Here is a 19469-nt window from a genome sequence, read left to right on the forward strand (position 1 = left end):
CTCCTTCCGGTGCCCGCCGGTCTCCGTCCCGCGACGCCGCGCAATCGGACCGGACCGTCCGACCATAACGAATCGGCCTACCGGTATACAACGTTTACCGCCTGTGTTAGAAAGGCCATCCAGGCACCTCCAGGGCCGGGGGTGCACCTCATCGACGAGGGGGCTTTCACGATGACAACCACACGCACACCACGGATCGCAGCCCGCAGGCGCAGTGTCCTCGCGGCCGCGACGACCACCGCCGTCGTCCTCCTCGCAGCATGCGGCGGGGGCCAGACGCCCGAGGACGTCGCCGGGGGCGGCGGCGAGCCGAGCGAGGCACCGGAGTTCACCGGGGAGTACACCGGTCCGGCGGTCGAGCTCAACTACTGGAACGGCTTCACCGGCGGCGACGGGCCCTTCATGCAGGAGCTCGTCGACCAGTTCAACGCCGAGCACGAGAACATCACCGTCGTCCCCAACACCATGGACTGGTCCGACTTCTACCAGCGGCTCCCCGCGGCCGTCACGCAGGGCGAGGGCCCCCACGTGGGCGTCATGCACCTGGACCAGCTGGCGACGATGGCGGCACGCAACGCCATCGTCCCCCTCGACGACCTCGCCGAGTCCCTCGAGCTCACCGCGGAGGACTTCACCGAGGACGTCTGGGACGCCGGCATCTACGAGGACCAGCGCTACGGGATCCCGCTCGACGTCCACTCCCTGGCGATGTACTACAACACCGAGCACTTCGAGGAGGCGGGCATCACCGAGCCGCCCACCGACGAGGCCTCCCTCATGGAGGCCCTCGACGCGCTCCAGGCCGCCGGCTTCGAGACCCCGTTCTGGATGCCGCAGCTGTGGCCCAGCCACCTCATGTGGCTGTCCCTCGCGTGGCAGAACGGCGAGGAGGTGTACGCCGAGGACGGCTCCGCGGCGATGTACGACTCCCCGGGTGGTGTCGAGGCCCTGGAGTGGCAGCGCTCGATCATCGAGCAGGGCTACAGCCCCAACGACGTCGCGATCGACTCCCAGTACGTCGCCTTCAAGAACGGGGAGAACTCCATCACCTGGGACGGCATCTGGCAGATCAACGACCTCGAGGCCGAGGAGGTGCCCTACGGCATCGCCCCGATCCCGCAGATCGGTGACGAGGCCGCCGTCTGGGCCAACTCCCACCACTTCTTCATGAGCCGGCAGGCGACCGAGGACGAGAACCTCGCCGCCGCCTCGCAGGTGTTCATCGCCTGGATGTCCGAGCAGTCCGCCACCTGGGCCGGCTCGGGCCTCATCCCGGCGCGCCTGTCCGTCCGGGAGAGCGGCGTGCTCGACGACATGCCCCAGCAGGTCATCGCCGAGCAGATCGACACCATGCGCTTCCTGCCGCCCGTCCCGGGCGTGGGCACCGTCCAGGCCGAGGCGCTCGAGCCGGCGATCGCGGACGCGGTCCTCGGCAACACCCCGCCGTCCGAGGCGCTGGGCACCGCGGCCGAGCAGGGCACCAACCTCATGGAGCAGAACCTCGAGAGCTTCGGGGGTTGACGATGGCCCCCACCGTTGCGCCTCCGCGCAGCGAGGAGGGGCTGCGGGAGGGGCGACGGCGTGGCATCCCGGTGCACGGGAAGGCGACGCCGTGGCTCTTCCTCGCCCCGTACCTCGTCCTGTTCCTTGGCTTCGTGGTCGCGCCGATCGTCGTCGGCGCGTGGATCAGCCTGCACCGGTGGGACTACACCCTGCCGAACAAGCCGTTCGTCGGTCTGGAGAACTACACCAGCCTGTTCGACACCGGCTCGATCGCGGCGGCCCAGTTCTGGGACGCGATGGAGGCGACGGCGATCTTCACGGTGTTCAGCGTGCCGCTCCTGCTCACGATCCCGCTCGTCGTCGCCCTCGTGATGAACATGAAGTTCCGGGGCCGGACCTTCTTCCGGGCGGTCTACTTCGCGCCCTACGTCCTGGGCGTCGCCGTCGTCGCGATCATGTGGCGCTACCTGCTCGACAACAACATCGGCCTCGTCAACTACTACCTCGGGCTGCTCGGCCTCCCGGACGACATCCCGTGGCTCACCTCGAGCCCCGCGGTGTGGGTGAGCCTCGTCGGGGTCACGGTGTGGTGGACGCTCGGCTTCAACGCCGTCATCTACCTCGCCGCGCTCCAGGACATCCCCGGCGAGCTGTACGAGGCGGCCCGGGTGGACGGCGCCAACCGGTGGCAGCAGTTCCGCAACGTCACGCTCCCGGGGCTGCGGCCGGTGCTCGCGTTCATCACGACGATCACCATCATCGCCTCGGCGAACATGTTCGGGCAGTCCTACCTCATGACGTCCGGCGGTCCCGGCCGCGAGACCCGCACCGCGATCTACCAGATCGCCGAGACGGGCCTGCGCAACTTCCAGATGGGCAGCGCCGCCGCGATGAGCTACGTGCTCACCGTGGCGCTCATGCTCCTGAGCATCGTCGTGTTCTGGATCTTCCGTGAGCGGAAGGGTTGAGATGGCCACCACCACCACCGCACCGGCCCCGGCGACCCGCCGCACGCCCGTGGGACGCGTCGTCCTGCGCTACGTCATCCTCGGGGTGCTCGCGCTCCTGTTCATCAGCCCGCTCATCTACATGCTCGTCACGTCCTTCAAGACGCGTGGCGAGGCCGCCGGGTTCCCCCCGACGTGGATCCCCGACCCGCCCACCACCGCCGCCTACGAGTCGATCCTCAACGCCCCCGGCACTCCGGTGCTGCGGTGGTTCGCCAACAGCCTCGGCGCGGCGGCGGCGAACGCGGCGCTCGTCGTCACGACGTCCACGCTCGCCGGCTTCGCCCTCGCGCGCATGCAGTTCCGCGGCCGCCGGCTCGTCTTCGGGGCCGTCGTCGCCACGCTCTTCGTGCCGCCGGTCATCCTCATCATCCCCAACTACCTCATCGTCGGGGAGCTGGCCTGGCTCAACACCCTCCTCGCGGTCATCGTGCCCACCGCGGCGTCCGCGTTCGGGGTGTTCTTCATGCGCCAGTTCTTCATCAGTCTCCCCGGCGAGCTCGAGGAGGCGGCCCGGCTCGACGGCGCGAACCAGTGGCAGGCGTTCTCCAAGGTCGCCCTGCCGCTGGCCCGGCCGGCGCTCGCCACCCTCGCGCTACTCGCGTTCCTCACCAACTGGAACGACTTCCTCTGGCCGGTCTACGTGCTGTTCAGCCCCGACGTCCAGACGCTGCCGGCCGGCCTGTCCACCCTGCAGTCCGCCAACGCCGTGCGCTACGACCTCCTCATGGCCGGCGCCGTCATCGCGAGCATCCCCGTGCTGGCGATGTACATCTTCCTGCAGCGCTACATCATCGAGGGCGTCTCCCGCTCGGGGCTCAAGGGATGAGGCGGCCGGGCACGACGGCGACGGCGCTGGCCTGCGTCGTCGTGCTCGCCGCCTGCGGGGGCGGGGACCAGGTGACGGACGACGACGCCGCCACGCCCGCGCCGTCGTCGTCCTCGCCCGCCGAGGACGTCAACCCGGTGATCCACGACGACTTCCCCGACCCGGACGTCCTGGAGGTCGACGGCGTCTACTACGCCTACGGGACCAACGGGAACCTGCGCAACGTGCGGGTCGCGCGCTCCACGGACCTCGTGGAGTGGGAGCTGCTCGAGGACGCGCTGCCGGAGCTGCCGAGCTGGGTGATCCCCGGCAAGACGTGGGCACCGGAGGTCACCCAGCTCGACGACGGCAGCTTCGCGCTGTACTTCACGGCCACGAGCTACGACCCCTACGCGCAGTGCGTGGGCGTGGCAACGGCCGACGCGCCCGAGGGCCCCTTCACGGTGGTGGGGGAGGAGATGCTCGTGTGCCCGGAGGAGGAGGGCGGCGCCATCGACGCCTCGACCTTCGTGGACTCGGGCGGCACCCGCTACCTGCTGTGGAAGAACGACGGCAACGCCCTCGGGCTGGACACCTGGCTCCACCTCGCGCGGCTCTCGGCCGACGGGCTGTCCCTGGAGGGGGAGCCGGTGCGGCTGCTCACGCAGGACCAGGAATGGGAGGGGCACCTCATCGAGGCGCCCACGCTGGTGGAGCGGGACGGCAGCTACGTCCTGCTCTACTCCGCGAACGACTACGGCGGCGAGCAGTACGCCGTCGGGTACGCGACGGCCGACGCCGTCGACGGCCCCTACACCAAGGCCGACGGGCCGCTCCTCACCACCGACGCCACCGACGGCCGCTTCATCGGCCCCGGTGGGCAGGACGTGGTGACGGCGCCCGACGGCACCGACCGGCTCGTCTTCCACTCGTGGTACGGCGACACCTCCTACCGCGGCGTCAACGTCCTGCCGCTGGAGTGGGACGACGGACGTCCCGTCGTCGTCGTGCCCTGACACACCCTCGGAGAGATCAACGATGAGACACCGAAGGATCACGGCGGCCCTGGGCGCGGCGGCGCTCGCGCTCGGCCTGGCCGCCACGGCGGCCGTACCCGCCCAGGCCGACGGCGGCGAGGAACCCGCCGCCACCACCTACACGAACCCGGTGACGGCGGACTTCGCCGACACCTACGCCGACCCCGCGATCATCCGGGGCAAGGACGGCTGGTGGTACCTCTACGCGACGTCCGACCCGCTCGTCGAGGGCGGGGAGTTCGGGCTCATGCACGTGGCGCGCTCGCGCGACATGGTCGACTGGGAGTACCGCGGCACCATCCTCGACGAGGAGTCCGCGCCCGACTGGGCCACCGACACGTCCTTCTTCTGGGCGCCGGACATCCGCTACGTCGACGGCCAGTACGTCCTGTACTTCACGGTGACCGACACCGTGCTGAACGCCGGTGACGACTCCGCGATCGGGGCCGCGACGGCGCCGACGCCGGAGGGTCCGTGGACGCCGGTGGCCGAGCCCGTGGTCCCGCCGCGACCCGACGGCGGGGGCTTCTTCTGGACCTTCGACCCCTCGATGCTCGCCGACGACGACGGCAGCCGGTACCTCTACTACGGCAGCTACTACGGTGGCCTGTGGGTCACCGAGCTCGACGAGAGCGGGCTGCACGCCGTCGGCGAGGCGACGCAGGTGGCGATCAACGACAAGTTCGAGGGCGCCTACGTGCTCAAGCACGACGGGTACTACTACCTCATGGCGTCCTCGGCGAACTGCTGCGCGGGGCCGTCGACCGGGTACAGCGTGTTCGCCGGGCGCTCGGAGAGCCCGCGCGGGCCCTTCGTCGACCACGAGGGGGTCTCGCTGCTCGACACCCGGCCCGGCGGCACGCAGGTGCTCGTGCAGAACGGCAACCGGTGGATCGGGGCGGGGCACCACACCGTGGTGAGCGACCTGTCCGGGCAGGACTGGATCTACTACCACGCGATCGACCGCGAGGACCCGTGGCTTGCTGAGCCGGGCGGGATCAACCGGCGGCCCACGCTGCTCGACCGCCTCGACTGGGTGGACGGCTGGCCGGTCACCCGGGCCGGGGCGGGGCCGAGCGAGGGGGAGCAGACCGGGCCGGCGGCGTCGTCGCTGCTCGGGCTGACGATCGAGGACCCCTCCGAGGGTGGCGCGCTGCGCGGCTCCTTCCGCTCCGACGTCGACGAGCAGTCCGGGGAGCACGCGCTGTTCCGCGGGCGCGTGTGGACCGACGAGCCGGCGCCCGAGGAGGTGCACGTCGAGCTCGACCTGCGCACCCGGCGCACCGAGCCCTTCCTCGTGTACGTGGGCCGCGGGTCCAACCGCATCGAGGTGGAGGTGAACCCGGGCGACCGTGAGCTGCACGTCGAGTACGGCCGCGGGCGCTTCCAGGAGGAGGCCACCGTGCCGATCCCGGCCGGCTACGACCTGTCGGTGTGGACGGCGCTGCAGGTGCACGTCGTCGAGGGCCAGGTGCACGTCCGGCTCAGCGAGTCCCGGCTCGGTGACGTCATCGCCGAGGTGGGGCTCGAGCTGCGGCCGGGGGTCCTGCGCTCGGCGCCCGTGGAGTTCCGCGGCACGGGCGCGCACGTGGACAACCTGTCGGTCAACGCGGCGCACGTGCCGGTGACCGAGCTGGTGGCCGAGCCGGCCGCCGGTGAGGTGCTCGTGTCCGAGGACTTCGCCGATGCCGACCTCGAGGGGTGGGAGTGGGTCCGCGAGGACACCGCCGCCCGCGTGGAGGACGGCGCGCTGGTGTGGCCGCTCACCGGGGCCGACCTCGTCGGTGCCGGCGGTTCTGGCGGCCTGCTCCTGCGCGAGGCGCCCGAGGGCGACTGGATCGTGGAGACGAGGCTGACGCTCGACCTCGGGGAGACCGAGGTGCGCAACTACCAGCAGGCCGGGCTCGTCGTCCACGCCGACGACGACAACTTCCTGCGGCTGGGCCACGTGGCCATCTGGAACACCCGCCAGGTGGAGTTCGGCAAGGAGACCCTGCAGGACGGGTTCCTGTCCTGGGGCGGCCACACGAGCGGCCCTCCCGCCGACACGACGTGGCTGCGCATCCACCACACGACCAACGAGGCGGGCGAGCACCTGTACCGCTCGGCCTTCTCCACAGACGGGGAGTCCTGGCGCTGGGGCGCCACCTGGACGCTGCCCGCCGGGAGCGACGCGCGCGTCGGCCTCTACACCGGCGGCGGTGCCCAGCCCGAGACGGAGGCGGTCTTCGACTACGTCCGCCTCACCGCCAGCGAGTAACCCCACCCCACCCCCACCCCAACCCCCCGACCCCAACCCCCTGTCGCCGAGAGCTGAGTTGTTACCCGGGAACCCCGGAACAACTCAGCTCTCGGCGCAGTGGGAGGGGTGCGGAGGCCGCTGCGGGGCTACTCGAACTTGATGGTGATGACGACCCGGCGGTTCTGGGCGCGCCCCTCGTTGGTGTCGTTGTCGGCGCGGGGGTGGGCGAAGCCGTAGCCGGCGGTGGTGACGAGCTCGGCGTCCAGGCCGCCGCGCTCGACGAGCCAGGTGGCCACGGCCTCGGCGCGGCGCTCGGAGAGGTCGAGGTTGTGCTCCTCGGTGCCGACGTCGTCGGTGTGCCCCTCGACGAGGACGGTGACCGGGGTGCCGCGGTCCTCGATGTCCGCGACGACGGCCTCGAGGTCGGACTCGGCCTCGGGCAGGATCTCGTCCTCGTTGTTGCCGAACAGGACGTCGCCCTCGCTGCTGTAGGAGACGGACTCGTCCTTGTCGGTGACCTCGACGTCGTCGCTGCCCTCGATCCGGTACCCCTGGAGCGAGGCCCCGGGGACGCTCTCACCGGAGACCGAGGAGCCGGGCACCGACACCCCGGGGATCGACGCACCGGGTACCTGGCCGTCGTCGAGGTACTCGGCGGACCGGTAGGCCACCGACTGGTACGAGGCAGCCTGATACCCGGCCGCCCGGTAGATGGCCGGCCGGTAGACCGTCGAGACGTAGGAGCCGGGCTCGTCGTCCTCGACCTGGCAGACCTGCTCGGCGGAGGCCCCCTCGACGACGACGTCGGGCTGGCTCGCGCCGTCGACGACGATCTCCTCCAGCAGGGTGCCGTCCGGCAGCGTGACCGCGGGCAGGACCCGCGGCGGGAGGGAGTAGCCGGGGATGAAGGCCCCGCTGATCTCCACCGCGCCGAGGCAGCCACCGGGGGCGTCGTACTCGACGATGCAGCCGCGGTCGATGACCCGCTCGGGGATCGTCACCGCCTCGATGACCTGCGCCGGAACGGTCTCACCGCCGAACTCGAAGGCCTCGACCACGACCTCGGGGATCTCCTGGGCCTCGATGACCTCGTTCTCGAGCATGGTGACCGTCTTGCCCTCGCCCGGCTCGCACTGCGGGAAGCGCTGGCCGGCTGGCGCGGTGGCGGCGCCGTCCTTGGCGGTCGGCTCCTCCTCCTTGGCGCTCGGTGTCTCCGCGCTGCTGCTCTCGGTGGCCGACGGCGTGGGATCGGGGGAGTCGGCGGCGTCGGGCTCGCTGGAGCACCCGGCGAGGACGAGCACCCCCGCCGCGAGGACCGAGACCGAGACGCGAGCAGACCGCATGAGAACCCCTGACCTTCGACGGCGTACCTCACGCCCGTGCCGACAAAACGTCAACGAGCGTAGCGGAGCGGCGGGGCGGCCCTGGACCGCCTTAGCATGAGCGCCATGCTCTTCGCCTTCTCCGTCGCGCCCACCGTCTCCGACTCGCCCGACGGCTCCGTCTCCGACGCCGTCGCCGCCGCCGTCCGCGTGGTCCGGGAGTCCGGCCTGCCGAACGAGACGACGGCGATGTTCACGACCATCGAGGGGGAGTGGGACGAGGTCATGCCGGTCATCAAGGCCGCGTGCGACGCCGTTGCCGCCCACAGCCCGCGGGTCAGCCTCGTTCTTAAGGCCGACCTGCGCCCCGGCTACGACGGCCAGCTCAGCGCCAAGGTCGAGCGCGTCGAGGAGCGGCTCAAGGGCGGCTCCACCGACTGACCCCGGCCGCCGGCGGCCACGTGAGCTGCCGCCCGGGCACACACGCGCCGGATCCTTCCGGTCGCAGGTTGTCATGTGCCTCATCGCGGAGGCAGCGGGGCAATGAGTGCGGAGACGTTAGATTGCTCCACCAGGCGGAGCAATCTAACGTCTCGCGACCACGTCCCCTTCTCGGGGTGCCCCGGGCGCCCCGGCACACGCGCGCCGGGAACCCTGGCACCTTCTCCTCATGCTGAGCGCCGGGACTCCTGAGAGGGTGGAGGGGAGGGCCGGTACCTCGCGCCGGTCCAGAAGGAGGATCAGCATGAAGGCCCTGCAGTACCGCACGATCGGCGCAGCCCCTGAGGTCGTCGAGATCGAGACCCCCGAGCCCGGCCCCGGCCAGGTGCGGCTGAAGGTCACCGCCGCCGGCGTCTGCCACTCCGACTCGTTCATCATGAGTCTGCCCGAGGAGCAGTACATCTACGGGCTGCCGCTCACCCTCGGCCACGAGGGCGCCGGTGTCGTCGACAAGGTCGGCGAGGGCGTGACCGGAGTCGAGCTCGGCACGGCCGTCGCCGTCTACGGACCCCAGGGCTGCGGCCGTTGCTACATGTGCGCCCAGGGCAAGGAGAACTACTGCGAGCGGGCCGGCGAGCTCGGCATCGCCCCGCCCGGGCTCGGTGCGCCCGGCGCCATGGCCGAGTACATGGTCGTCGACGACGCCCGCCACCTCGTGCCCCTCGGTGACCTCGACCCCGTCCAGAACGTGTCCCTCACCGACGCCGGCCTCACGCCGTACCACGCGATCAAGGGCTCGCTGGACAAGCTCGTGCCGGGGTCGGCCGCCGTCGTCATCGGTGCGGGCGGGCTCGGGCACGTCGGTATCCAGATCCTGCGGGCCGTCAGCCCGGCCACCGTCATCGCCCTCGACCTCGCCGAGGACAAGCTGGCTCTGGCCAAGGAGGTCGGCGCGCACCACGCCTTCCTCTCCGACGACGATGCCGTGGCGGAGGTCCGCGCCCTCACCGGTGGGCGCGGGGTCGCCGCCGTCTTCGACTTCGTCGGGGCCCAGCCGACCATGGACCTCGGCGCGAAGATGGTCGCCGTCGGCGGCCACCAGGTCCTCGTCGGTGTCGGCAGCGGCAGCCTTCCCGTCGGCATGCTCGACCGGCCGTACGAGTCCCAGGTGCGCGCCCCCTACTGGGGCTACCGCCACGAGCTCTTCGAGGTGCTCAACCTCGCGCGGACCGGCGCCGTCCACGTCGAGACCGAGGTCTTCTCCCTCGACGACGCGCCCAAGGCCTACGAGAAGCTGCACGACGGCACGCTCCGCGGGCGCGCCGTCATCGTCCCGTAGTGGTCCGCCGAGAGCCGGATCCCTCCGCGGAGGAATCCGGCTCTCGGCGCGATCGGGAGCACTGGCAGCGAGAGCCGGAAACTCCGGAGGATCCGGCTCTCGGCGGGGGAGGCGACTCAGGCCGCGGCGGCGTCGCCCTCCGAGGCGAGGCGGACGAGGTAGTCGACCAGCGCGGCCGGGGCCGAGCGCGGCGCGACGGCCTCGACGTTCGCGTTGTAGTTCGTGTTCGTGTTGACGTCGTAGGTGAGCAGGCGCCCGTCGGCCGACTCGATGAACTCCACGCCCAGCACCTCGATGCCGGTGCGGGCGGCGAAGTCGATGTACTTGCCGATGATCGGGTGGTCGAAGCCCTCACGGAGAGTGAAGAGCTGCTGGCCGATCTCGGGGGCGATGGTGGCCCCGGGCGGCATGATCGGGCGGCCGGTGCCCGGGTCGATCTCGCAGGCGTCGGCCGGGCACAGCTGGAAGCCGCCGCGGGCGGTGTCGGCGTCGATGGCGTAGACGAACTCCCCGCCGACGATCTCCACGCGGGTGATGCGCGGCGTCGCCGCCTGGACGTACTCCTGGACGAGCGTGATGCCGTCGACCGGCTCCTCGAACTCGGTGGACCCGACGTAGGCCTCCAGCTCGGGGAAGGAGTCGAAGCGCCGCACGCCCAGCCCCTTGCCGCCCTGGTTGTGCTTGAGGATCAGCGGGGTGGGGAAGCCCTGCGCGGCGCGCAGGATCTGGTCCCGGCCGATCGCCGCGACGGTGCGCGGGGTCTCGATGCCCGCAGCGCGCAGCGCCGTCAGCTGGTCGACCTTGCTCATCTCCAGCTCCAGCACCCGGCGACCGTTGACCGTCCGTCGCCCGTGCGCCTCGAGCCAGGACAGCACGGCCCGGGTGTAGTCCTTGGACAGCGTGTGCCCACGGGTGTGCGAGGAGGCGCTGATCCGCGACCAGAAGATCCCCTCGGGCGGGGCCGAGTCGAGGTCGAGGACGCCGTCGGTGAGGACCCACTCGACGACCTCGATGCCGCGGTCGGCGAAGGCCTTGGCGAAGGGCGGGAACCACTCGGGGTTCTCGTGCAGGGCGTAGATCGGGAGAGTCATGCCAGGGCGAACAGTCACTGGTCGAGGAAGATTCCGTTGCCGGGCCCGAGGGGCAGGTCGAAGGCGAAGAACACCGACAGCACGGCCACCCACGCGACCCAGAACACCACGGTGAAGGGCAGCATCCGCGCGATGATCGTGCCCAGGCCCGCCCTGGGCTCGTACTTCCGCAGCATCGTCAGCAGCACGATGATGTACGGGTTGAGCGGGGTGAGGATCTGCGTGGCGGAGTCGCCCACGCGGAAGGCGGCCTGGATGAAGGCCGGCTCGTAGCCGATGAGGGCGAACATCGGCACGAAGACCGCCGCCATGAGAGTCCACAGTGCCGAGCCCGAGATGATGAAGAGGTTGAGCGAGGACGCGAGCATGACGAACAGGAGGATGGCGAGGAAGCCGGTCAGCCCGGCGGCCTCGAGCCCCTCGGCGCCGGTCACCGCGATCCACGAGCCGATCCCCGACCAGTTGAACAGCGCGATGAACTGGCCGAGCACGAAGGCGAGGACGAGGAAGGGGATCATGTCGCGGATCGCCCTGCCCATGAGCGTCGTGACGTCCGCGACGCTGCGCGCGGTGCCCACGACCCACCCGTAGACCAGCCCGGGCACGAGGAAGAGCAGGAAGACGAGGAACACGATCGAGCTGAGCAGCGGGGAGCTCGGGAGGAAGCCACCCTCCTCGTTGCGCCAGGGCGAGCCGGGCACGGCGACGGCGGCGACGACGGCCACCACGGTCAGCACGAAGGCCACCGCGGCCCACAGCAGGCCGCGGCGCTCGACCGCGGTGAGCTCGGCCGTCACCGCCTCGCTCGACGGCGTGCCGTCCTCGTCGTCGGCCTGCTCGCTCTGCGGCACGCCCTGCCGGGTGAGGCGCGGCTCGAGGACCTTGTCGATGAGCAGGCCGGCCAGCGCCATGAGGATGAGGGCCGCGGCGATGTTGAAGAACCAGTTCGACACCGGGTTGACCGGCGCGCCCGGGTCCGGCAGGACGCCGACGACGGACTGGGTGATCCCGGCGAAGAGCGCGTCGAGGCTCGTCACGAGGATGTTCGTCGAGTAGCCGGCGCCGGTGGCCGCGAAGCCGCCGATGAGGCCGGCCACCGGGTGGCGGCCGGCGGCCTTGAAGGCCAGCGCCGTGAGCGGCGGGATGACGACGAAGGACGCGTCGGACAGCACCGAGCCGAGCACGCCCACGACACCGACGGCGTAGGGCAGCGCCCACCTCGGCGCGGACCCGATGAGCCTGCGGATCGCGGCCGCGAGCATCCCGGACTTCTCCGCGACACCGACGGCGAGGAGGATCGGCAGCACGGTGACGAGCGGCGGGAAGCCGACGTAGTTCGCGCCGAGGTTCTCGGTGAGCCACACCAGCCCCTCGCCGGTGAAGAAGCCGCGGATCTCCGTGACCTCGTCACTGCCGGGGATCTGGACGGTGACGCCCGCCCAGGCCATCGCCGTCGAGGCGACCGCGACGATGACGAAGAGCGCGAGGAAGAGCGTGAAGGGCTCGGGGAGCCGGTTCCCGACGCGCTCGACGCCGTCGAGCAGCCGGGAGCCCCAGCCTCGTCGCGGGGCCGTGGTCGCTGTGCTCATCTCGCCCTCGGATCAGTCGAAGTAGCGGGGGACGTCGAGCGGCCCGCCCTGGGCGGCGAACTCGGCGTCGACGGCGTCACGCAGCTCCGGGTCGCACAGGTAGTCGAGGGCGGTGAGGGCCAGGCCCACGGCGCCGTCGAGCGCGCCGGACCGGGCGGCCGGCCCGGCTGCCGCCAGCGCGAAGTCCTCGGTGTGGAGGGCGACGTCCGGCGGGGCGATGGCGATGAGCGGGTGGATGCCCGGCACGCGGTAGCTGACGTTGCCGAAGTCGGTCGAGGCCGCGAGCGTCTCGGGTACGACGCCACCGGCGAGCGGCTCGCGACCGCGGCGCCGCTGGGCGGCGACCCAGCGGGCGGTGAGCGCCTCGTTGGTGCGCACGGGGAGCGACGGCGGCTCCCGGTCCCACACGATCTCGACGCTCGTGCCCGTCATGAGCGCGGCGCCGCGCGCGATGTCGTCGAGCCGCCGGCTGAGGTCGCGCAGCGTGTCGGGGTACTTCGAGCGCGCGTAGAGCTCGACGACGGCGCGGTCGGGGATGACGCTGGGGCGCGTGCCGCCGTCGGACACGACGGCGTGGACGCGGTCCACGGGCGGCAGCTGCTGGCGGAGCAGACCGATGCCCTGGTAGGCGAGGGCGGCGGCGTCGAGGGCGTTGCGTCCCATGAAGGGCTGGGCCGAGGCGTGGGCGGAGGCGCCGGTGAAGACCCAGCGCAGCAGCCGCCGTCCGAGCCACACCTGGTCGGCGAGGTCGTAGCCGTAGGGGTGGACCATGATCGCGGCGTCGACGTCGTCGAAGGCGCCGTCGAGCGCGAGCACCTCCTTGCCGGAGTGCCCCTCCTCGGCGGGGGTGCCGAGGAGAACGACGCGGCCGGCGACGGCGTCGGGCCGGTCCGCGAGGGTGCGCGCGAGGGCGAGGAAGGCCCCGACGCCTGCGGCGGCGATGACGTTGTGCCCGCAGGCGTGGCCGAGGTTCGGCAGGGCGTCGTACTCGGCGAGGATCGCGATGGTCGGGCCGTCGGCGGCGCCGCGGACCTCGGCCCGGAACGCGGTGTCGACGCCGTGGACGCCGGCCTCGGCGCGGATGCCGTGCCGGTCGAGGAGCGCGACGAGCGTGGCGACGCTGCGGTGCTCCTCGTAGGCGGTCTCCGGCTCGGCGTGCAGGGCGGCGACGACGTGGTCGAGCTCGGGTGCCAGGCGCTCGGCGGCGGACTCGACGGCGTCGCTCAGCTCGACGGGCGCCCCGGCGAAGGGGGACTGCGGGGCGGTGGACTGCCGCATCCGCGCGTCGGTCTCCTCTGCGAGGTGCGCCAGGTAGGCCGTGCTGGGCTCGAGAGGGTCGGTGTGAGGCACCTCGTCAATGTAACGACGGGGCTCGGGCCACGCGCGAGCGGGCGCGCAGCCGGAGGGGAAACCGGGGGAGCGGCCCGGGTCAGCAGCCGTTGGCCGGGTCGTGGAGCCCGCGGGACGCCGCCCGCGCCTCGTCGTGCGCGGCGACGACGGCGTCGTGGAAGCGCTCGTTGGGCCGCACGAGGACGGGCACGCCCAGGCCGGCGCGGGCGACCTCGGCGTTGACGAGGACGTCGTCGAGGTAGACCCCGGCGAGGCGGCGGCCGTACCGGTCGGTCGGCTCGAGGTCGGACTCGAGGCGGACCTCGGTGCCCGGGGGCAGGAGGTCGGCGAGGAAGGCGGTGGCCTCGTCACCGAGGCACTCGGCCTCGGTGTAGGGACCGTCCTTCTCGGGGGTGTCGAGGTTGAGGAGCCGGACGGGGACCTCCTCGCCGTCGAGGTCGACGCGGATCGTGTCGCCGTCGACGACGTGGGTGACGACGGCGACCTCACCGGCCGTCTCCTCGGCCGGCGCGCAGGCGGTGACGAGCACGGCGACGACGGCGAGCGGCACGTGCCACGAGCGGGCCGAGGTGCGCGACGTGCGCCGGACGGCACGCGGGTCCTTCAGCCCCGCGAGTGCGGTCGGGCAGCCGTGGTGGAACGCAGCCTGTCGTGGCACGCCTACCGGCCCGTCGCTCGGTCGACGGGCGCCCGGAGGACGACCGCCCCGGCCGGTGAGGGCCTCACTCGCACAGGCCGTCCTCGGTCACGCCCCGCGCGCACAGCGGGGTGAGCTCGACGGACCGCACGGTGTGCCCCTGACCGGTGCGCTCGGTGACGACGTGGAGCCGCTCCCCGGCGAGGGCGTCGTCGCCGAGGCCGACGACGTCGATGACCACTTCTCCGGCGTCACCCTCGACCGGGCCGTCCACGACCACGGCCTTGACCGACGGCGGCTGGTCCGCGGTCCGCTGGCGGGCGACGAGCAGGCCGGCCTCCTCGACCGTGGCGGCCGAGGGCAGCTCGGCGAGGTCGGCGGTGATGTCGGTGGTGCCGCCGAGCTGGGCGATGTGCGTGAGGCTCACCCAGTAGAACCAGCCGTCGTGCACCATGACCTGCGTCCAGTGCGAGCCGTCCTCGCGCCGGCGGGTCTCGCCGATCGCCGGGCGGACGCCGAGCGGCTCCAGCGTTCCGCGGGCCTCGAACTCCGTGCCCGGCCCGACCCGGTAGTTGAGGCCGCTGCCGGCCTCGACGCCGAAGACGGCGGCGATGTCGTCGGAGTACGGCGGGATGTCGACGACCTCGCCGGGCAGCTCGCCTGCGGCGGCGGCCGGGTGCGTGGGCTCCTCCGCATCGGTCGGCTCGGGGGTGGTCGGTTCCTCCGGGGTGGTGGGCTCCTCCGGGCTGGGCTCGGTGCTCGTCTCGGAGGGGGAGGCAGCGGTGGAGGTCGGCTCCTCGCCGGGAGCGTCCGGCGCGCTCTCGGTGCCACAGGCGGTGAGGAGCAGGCCGGCCGCGAGGACGACCGCGGGAAGTGTTCGTCGCATGTCGAGCACGCTAGCGCCGAGCGTCGTCCGTCCGCTGCGCCCCGGCGTCGTCGAGACGTAGTTGCAACACAGGCGTTCGCGCGCACGATCGCGGGCATACCAGTACCTTGGGCCCGTGTGGCGACTGTCACACCTCTTCGTGATGGGGGCTCGACATGGTTCTACGACGCGCTGTCCTGAGTGCCGGCGTCCTGCTCGGCGCCGCGGTGCTCGCGGTGTCACCCGCTGCCGCCGAACCCTCCGAGCAGGACGAGGCCTGGATGGTCGCCGCTCACCAGAGCAACCTTGCCGAGATCGCGGCCGGCACGACCGCGGAGGAGCAGGCCACCACGGAAGCGGTACGCGAGATGGGCGCCACGCTCATCGCCGACCACGAGGCCCTGGACGCCGACCTCGTCGCGCTCGCCGAGGAGCTCGGCGTAGACCTGCCGGACCAGCCGTCGCCCGAGCAGGAGGCTGCGCTCACCGAGGTGCGGGAGCAGCAGGGGGAGGCCTTCGACACCGCGTGGATCGCCTCGCAGATCGAGGGGCACCGCATGTCGCTGGCCGCTGGGCAGGAGGAGATCGCGAACGGGTCGGACGAGAACGTCGTCGCGCTGGCCGAGGCCGCCGCTCCGGTGATCCAGCGCCACCTCGACCACCTGCTCGCCATGTCCGGTGACGCACCGGGTGCGGTCCCTGGCGGCATCGCCCCGGAGAGCGGCACGGACGCTCTCGGTGTCGCGGCGATCGCCCTCGGCGCTGTCCTCGTGGCCGGCTCCGCGGCTGTGGTCGTGCGACGCAGGCAGGTCCGGGCGTAGGTGGTCCCGCGGCACGCGGCCCGCGCGCGACGGGGTGCCCCGTGGCGCGCGGTTCTCGCGCGTCCCGGCACCCCACGGCGCGGGACTGTGGCGCTGGCCGCGACCCCGCCGCCTGAGGCTCCCGACGGGCGCACTGTCCCACGGTACGAGGTGCCGCCGCCGCGCTCGGCTCCGGCGGGCCGCGCTGCCGCACGACGCGAGGCGCGCCCACCGCGCGAAGCTTCAGCTGGCCGCGCGACCCCACGACGCGAGGCACCCGCACCGGAAGAAGAACGGGCGGAGCGCGTTGCCCCGCGGCACGTGGCGGCCCCGCGGGGCCCTGCACGTCGGCGTGCGGCTCCCGCCCAGACCGGCGCTCGTCGGCGCGCGGCCCCCGTTCAGACCGGCGGCCGTCGGCGCGCGGCTTCCACACTGGCCGGCGCGCGTCGGCGCGCCGCTCCCGCGCGACGTGGCACCCCGCGGCACGGGGCCGCAACGCAGCGCACCGTCCCGCTGGGCGCGGTCGCGCTGGCCGCGGTGGCCGGCGTAGGTCTCGTCCTCGGCGGGGTCCAGCTGCTCGTTCAGGAGCCCGTGGTCCGGGCGGAGGACTTCGGGTCGACGACCGCGGAGGTACCCGTGTCGTCGTCGGTCACCGTGCCTGACGTGGCCGGCCTGGCGTGGGCGGTGCCGGGCGCGGTCTCCGCTGTCGCCCATGCGCCGACGCCGGTCCCGCCCGCCGCGGTGACGCTCGCCGGCGTCGCGGCGGAGGTCGTGGCGGTGGGCGTGCTGCCGTCCGGTGAGCTGCAGCTGCCCGAGGACCCCTCCCGGGTGGGGTGGTGGGCCGCCGGGGCCGTGCCCGGCCAGGGCGAGGGCACGGTGGTGCTCGCCGGCCACATGGACGGCCTGCGCCGCGACGGGGCCATGAGCGCCCTGCTCGACGTCGCGTCCGGGGACGTCGTGTCCCTCGAGGACAGCCGCGGCGGCGCCCACGAGTACCGGGTGGTCGAGCGCAGCACGACGCCGCAGGAGAGTCTGGACCCGTCGCTCTTCACCACGGACGGTGCGCACCGCCTCGTGCTCGTCACCTGCGGCGGGACCTACGACGCGGCGACGGGGCGGTACTCCGAGAACATCGTCGTCGTCGCCGAGCCGGTCGCCTGAGCCGACACGGGCGTGCCACAACCGCTCCGGCGGGGCGGCGACACACCGGGCGACACGCCGTGACAGGTGTCGCCGCGGGCTCCCGCCGTCGCGTTTGCGGCACGCTCCCGGCGGAGCTCGCCGACTCAGCCGTGGAGGTTGAGAACGAGCTCCTCCGGGCCGCCCTCGACCACGCGCACCGGGATGCCCCAGTCCTGCGCGGCGAGGTGGCAGGCGGGGAACTCGATGGCCGGGTCGTCGTCGCAGGAGGCGGCCTTGGCGGTCACCGACAGGACGGTCTGCTCGTCGCGCCCGTCGAGGGACCCGAGGCTGAGCGTCACCTGCCGCTCGAGGTCGGTGCCCGTCCCGCCACCGGCCACGAGGGAGTCGGCGGAGACGGACAGCTGTGTCGAGGGGCCGAAGCGGTTGTCGAGCTTCTTCCCGGCGGGCGGGGTGAAGACGACGCGCAGCGTGAAGCTCGGCGCCACCTCGGTGGCGGGCCGGTGGGTGCGGTGCGCGCCGCCGTCGTGCAGCTCGGCCGCGCCCTCGGGCAGCGGCACGCGGGTGAGCCGGTGGGCGGCGGACTCGACGACGACGAGGTGCGCGCCGTCGTCGTCCACGAGAAGCCCCGACGGTTCGCGCAGGCCGGTGGCCACGGTGCTCACCTGCCCGGTCGCGGGGTCGTAGAGGCGCACGGCGCCGTTGTACGTGTCGGCGACGGCGACCTGTCCGCCCGGGAGGGCGGCGACGCCGAGCGGGTGCTGGAGCAGCGCGTCGGCGGCGGGACCGTCGCGGTGGCCGAAGTCGAAGAGCCCCTGCCCGACGGCGGTGCGCACGGCCCCGGCGGGCACGTCGACGTAGCGCAGGGCGGAGGTCTCGGAGTCGGCGAGCCAGATGCGGCCGTCCGCGCCGACCGACAGCCCGGAGGGCTGGGCGAACCAGGCCTGGCGCAGCTCGCCGTCGACCAGGCCCTCGTTCATCGTGCCGCCCAGCCGCGCGACGAAGCCGGCGAGCGGGTCGAAGGTCCACAGCGTGTGGTGCCCCGCCATGGCGACGACGACGGCCCCCGCCTCCGCGGACCACGTGACGTCCCACGGCGAGGAGAGCCGGATCCGGCGCGCGGGGCCGTAGTCCTCGGTCGCGGGCTCCTCACCGGGCTCGACGTTGTCCGGGGCGCCGACCATGAACTGCGCGCCGGTGCCGGCCAGCGTCGTCACGTGCCCGTCGGACAGCCGCACGCCGCGCAGGAGGTGGTTGACGGTGTCGGCGACGACGACGTCGTAGCCCACCTGCTCGGCGACCTCACCAGGCAGGAGGCACAGCCCGTTGGGCTCGTTGAGCTCGGCGACGTCGGCCGGGCCGTCGGTGCGCCCGCGGGAGCCGGAGCCGATGGCGCGCACGAGCGTCTCGCCGTCGGGCTCGAGCTCGACGAGGCGGTGGTGGCCGGCGTCGGCGACGAGGAGGTTGCCGCTCGGCAGGGTGATCGCCTTGGCGGGGAACTTGAGCAGGCCGGCGGTCGGCTCGGGCGGCACGTAGGGGCCGGAGCCGCGGTGCAGGGTGCCCTTCGCCTCGTGCTCGGCGACGAGCTGCTCGATCGCCGCGGCGATGTTCGGGGTGTGCCCCTCACCGGCCATGTGCCCGACGATGTAGCCCTCGGGGTCGATGAGGACGAGCGTGGGCCACGCGCGGGCGGTGTAGGCCTTCCACGTGACGAGCTCGGGGTCGTCGAGGACGGGGTGGGCGACGTCGTAGCGCTCGACGGCGGCGACGAGCGCGTCCGGGTCGGCCTCGTGAACGAACTTGGGGGAGTGGACGCCGATCGTCACGAGGACGTCGTGGTACCTCTCCTCGAGCTCGCGCAGCTCGTCGATGACGTGCAGACAGTTGATGCAGCAGAAGGTCCAGAAGTCGAGGAGGACGATCTTGCCGCGCAGGTCTGCCAGCGAGAGCTCGCGGCCCCCGGTGTTGAGCCAGCCGCGGCCGACGAGCTCGGAGGCGCGGACACGGGGCTGGGTACGGGCGGAGGTCATGCCTCCATTGTCCCCGGGGCGGCTGCGCCCCCGGGCACGAGGACACCGGTCATCTCGTGGGATGGGACACGGAGCTCGGCGGCTGCACCTTCCGGCTGACCCTGCGCGTCGCTGCCGGTGAGGAGCCGGCCGGTGAGGACGTGCATGGCGACGAGGACGAGGAGGGTCAGGACCACGAGCGCGACGCCGACGACGATGGCGCCGGCGAGCTCGGGCAGCGGGCTGCGGGACCGGTCTGTGCTCACGAGACGATCCTCGCCGGGCGGGG

General features: G+C 72.7%; 17 protein-coding genes. 9 read left to right on the plus strand and 8 right to left on the minus strand.

Annotated elements, in window-relative coordinates; genetic code table 11:
- Positions 1 to 171: 171 nt before the first annotated feature.
- From H9624_RS01915 to H9624_RS01935, 5 genes are read left to right on the plus strand one after another with little or no spacing between them, the layout of a single operon-like run.
- Positions 172 to 1521, plus strand: a complete 1350-nt coding sequence (locus H9624_RS01915) for an ABC transporter substrate-binding protein (protein ID WP_251838220.1) — start codon at positions 172 to 174, stop codon at positions 1519 to 1521.
- 2 nt (positions 1522 to 1523) lie between these two features.
- On the plus strand, positions 1524 to 2471 hold the full coding sequence (locus H9624_RS01920) for a carbohydrate ABC transporter permease (protein ID WP_251838221.1): 948 nt from the start codon (positions 1524 to 1526) through the stop codon (positions 2469 to 2471).
- Between the two features lies 1 nt (position 2472).
- Entirely contained in the window at positions 2473 to 3339 is an 867-nt protein-coding gene (locus H9624_RS01925) for a carbohydrate ABC transporter permease (protein WP_251838222.1), read from the plus strand.
- Complete coding sequence (locus tag H9624_RS01930; RefSeq protein ID WP_251838223.1) at positions 3336 to 4334, plus strand: glycoside hydrolase family 43 protein; 999 nt, start codon at positions 3336 to 3338, stop codon at positions 4332 to 4334. Before H9624_RS01925 ends, H9624_RS01930 begins: the two co-directional genes overlap by 4 nt.
- Before the next feature lie 22 nt (positions 4335 to 4356).
- Positions 4357 to 6615, plus strand: a complete 2259-nt coding sequence (locus H9624_RS01935) for a glycoside hydrolase family 43 protein (protein WP_251838224.1) — start codon at positions 4357 to 4359, stop codon at positions 6613 to 6615.
- A gap of 128 nt (positions 6616 to 6743) precedes the next feature.
- Here H9624_RS01935 and H9624_RS01940 read toward each other — a convergent pair whose 3' ends face one another.
- Positions 6744 to 7940 carry an OmpA family protein gene (locus tag H9624_RS01940; protein WP_251838225.1) on the minus strand — a complete coding sequence of 399 codons (1197 nt, stop codon included), beginning with the start codon at positions 7938 to 7940 and terminating at the stop codon, positions 6744 to 6746.
- A 105-nt stretch (positions 7941 to 8045) separates the two neighbouring features.
- On the opposite strand from H9624_RS01940, the gene H9624_RS01945 reads away from it, so the two are divergent.
- Positions 8046 to 8360 carry an MTH1187 family thiamine-binding protein gene (locus H9624_RS01945; protein WP_251838970.1) on the plus strand — a complete coding sequence of 105 codons (315 nt, stop codon included), beginning with the start codon at positions 8046 to 8048 and terminating at the stop codon, positions 8358 to 8360.
- Positions 8361 to 8664: 304 nt separating this feature from the next.
- Positions 8665 to 9699, plus strand: a complete 1035-nt coding sequence (locus H9624_RS01950; RefSeq protein WP_251838226.1) for an NAD(P)-dependent alcohol dehydrogenase — start codon at positions 8665 to 8667, stop codon at positions 9697 to 9699.
- Between the two features lie 116 nt (positions 9700 to 9815).
- Here the strand turns inward: H9624_RS01950 and H9624_RS01955 are convergent, their stop codons facing one another.
- The 5 genes from H9624_RS01955 to H9624_RS01975 all read right to left on the minus strand — a co-directional run bounded on the left by H9624_RS01955 (position 9816) and on the right by H9624_RS01975 (position 15252).
- Entirely contained in the window at positions 9816 to 10790 is a 975-nt protein-coding gene (locus H9624_RS01955) for an ATP-grasp domain-containing protein (protein ID WP_251838227.1), read from the minus strand.
- 14 nt (positions 10791 to 10804) lie between these two features.
- Positions 10805 to 12379, minus strand: coding sequence for an AbgT family transporter (locus tag H9624_RS01960; protein ID WP_251838228.1), 1575 nt, complete (start codon positions 12377 to 12379; stop codon positions 10805 to 10807).
- Positions 12380 to 12391: 12 nt separating this feature from the next.
- Positions 12392 to 13657 (minus strand): M20 family metallopeptidase, encoded by a 1266-nt coding sequence (locus H9624_RS01965; RefSeq protein WP_251838971.1) that lies wholly within the window; start codon positions 13655 to 13657, stop codon positions 12392 to 12394.
- Positions 13658 to 13808: 151 nt separating this feature from the next.
- Complete coding sequence (locus tag H9624_RS01970) at positions 13809 to 14387, minus strand: thermonuclease family protein (protein ID WP_251838229.1); 579 nt, start codon at positions 14385 to 14387, stop codon at positions 13809 to 13811.
- Positions 14388 to 14451: 64 nt separating this feature from the next.
- The gene (locus tag H9624_RS01975; protein WP_251838230.1) at positions 14452 to 15252 is read right to left on the minus strand and encodes a hypothetical protein; all 801 of its coding nucleotides are present in this window, start codon (positions 15250 to 15252) and stop codon (positions 14452 to 14454) included.
- A 155-nt stretch (positions 15253 to 15407) separates the two neighbouring features.
- Here H9624_RS01975 and H9624_RS01980 point away from each other — a divergent pair, with 155 nt between their 5' ends.
- Both H9624_RS01980 and H9624_RS16795 read left to right on the plus strand, forming a co-directional pair.
- A complete protein-coding gene (locus H9624_RS01980) occupies positions 15408 to 16052 on the plus strand; it encodes a DUF4142 domain-containing protein (protein ID WP_251838231.1) in 645 nt (214 codons plus the stop codon).
- A 516-nt stretch (positions 16053 to 16568) separates the two neighbouring features.
- Positions 16569 to 17192: a class F sortase gene (locus tag H9624_RS16795; protein WP_251838232.1), complete on the plus strand. Its 624-nt coding sequence runs from the start codon at positions 16569 to 16571 to the stop codon at positions 17190 to 17192.
- Between the two features lie 125 nt (positions 17193 to 17317).
- On the opposite strand, the gene H9624_RS01990 is transcribed toward H9624_RS16795, so the two are convergent.
- The gene (locus H9624_RS01990) at positions 17318 to 19201 is read right to left on the minus strand and encodes an NHL domain-containing thioredoxin family protein (protein WP_251838233.1); all 1884 of its coding nucleotides are present in this window, start codon (positions 19199 to 19201) and stop codon (positions 17318 to 17320) included.
- On the minus strand, positions 19198 to 19446 hold the full coding sequence (locus tag H9624_RS01995; protein WP_251838234.1) for a hypothetical protein: 249 nt from the start codon (positions 19444 to 19446) through the stop codon (positions 19198 to 19200). The genes H9624_RS01990 and H9624_RS01995 overlap by 4 nt, the downstream gene beginning before the upstream one ends.
- Positions 19447 to 19469: the final 23 nt, after the last annotated feature.

This window comes from Oceanitalea stevensii (genome assembly GCF_014837105.1).
GTDB lineage: Bacteria > Actinomycetota > Actinomycetes > Actinomycetales > Actinomycetaceae > Oceanitalea > Oceanitalea stevensii.

Excerpts from the sequence above, each read along its gene's own strand:
- H9624_RS01915 (WP_251838220.1), top strand. The coding sequence starts at position 172 with ATGACAACCACACGCACACCACGGATCGCAGCCCGCAGGCGCAGTGTC.
- H9624_RS01920 (WP_251838221.1), top strand. The coding sequence starts at position 1,524 with ATGGCCCCCACCGTTGCGCCTCCGCGCAGCGAGGAGGGGCTGCGGGAG.
- H9624_RS01925 (WP_251838222.1), top strand. The coding sequence starts at position 2,473 with ATGGCCACCACCACCACCGCACCGGCCCCGGCGACCCGCCGCACGCCC.
- H9624_RS01930 (WP_251838223.1), top strand. The coding sequence starts at position 3,336 with ATGAGGCGGCCGGGCACGACGGCGACGGCGCTGGCCTGCGTCGTCGTG.
- H9624_RS01935 (WP_251838224.1), top strand. The coding sequence starts at position 4,357 with ATGAGACACCGAAGGATCACGGCGGCCCTGGGCGCGGCGGCGCTCGCG.
- H9624_RS01940 (WP_251838225.1), bottom strand. The coding sequence starts at position 7,940 with ATGCGGTCTGCTCGCGTCTCGGTCTCGGTCCTCGCGGCGGGGGTGCTC.
- H9624_RS01945 (WP_251838970.1), top strand. The coding sequence starts at position 8,046 with ATGCTCTTCGCCTTCTCCGTCGCGCCCACCGTCTCCGACTCGCCCGAC.
- H9624_RS01950 (WP_251838226.1), top strand. The coding sequence starts at position 8,665 with ATGAAGGCCCTGCAGTACCGCACGATCGGCGCAGCCCCTGAGGTCGTC.
- H9624_RS01955 (WP_251838227.1), bottom strand. The coding sequence starts at position 10,790 with ATGACTCTCCCGATCTACGCCCTGCACGAGAACCCCGAGTGGTTCCCG.
- H9624_RS01960 (WP_251838228.1), bottom strand. The coding sequence starts at position 12,379 with ATGAGCACAGCGACCACGGCCCCGCGACGAGGCTGGGGCTCCCGGCTG.
- H9624_RS01965 (WP_251838971.1), bottom strand. The coding sequence starts at position 13,657 with ATGCGGCAGTCCACCGCCCCGCAGTCCCCCTTCGCCGGGGCGCCCGTC.
- H9624_RS01975 (WP_251838230.1), bottom strand. The coding sequence starts at position 15,252 with ATGCGACGAACACTTCCCGCGGTCGTCCTCGCGGCCGGCCTGCTCCTC.
- H9624_RS01980 (WP_251838231.1), top strand. The coding sequence starts at position 15,408 with ATGGTTCTACGACGCGCTGTCCTGAGTGCCGGCGTCCTGCTCGGCGCC.
- H9624_RS01990 (WP_251838233.1), bottom strand. The coding sequence starts at position 19,201 with ATGACCTCCGCCCGTACCCAGCCCCGTGTCCGCGCCTCCGAGCTCGTC.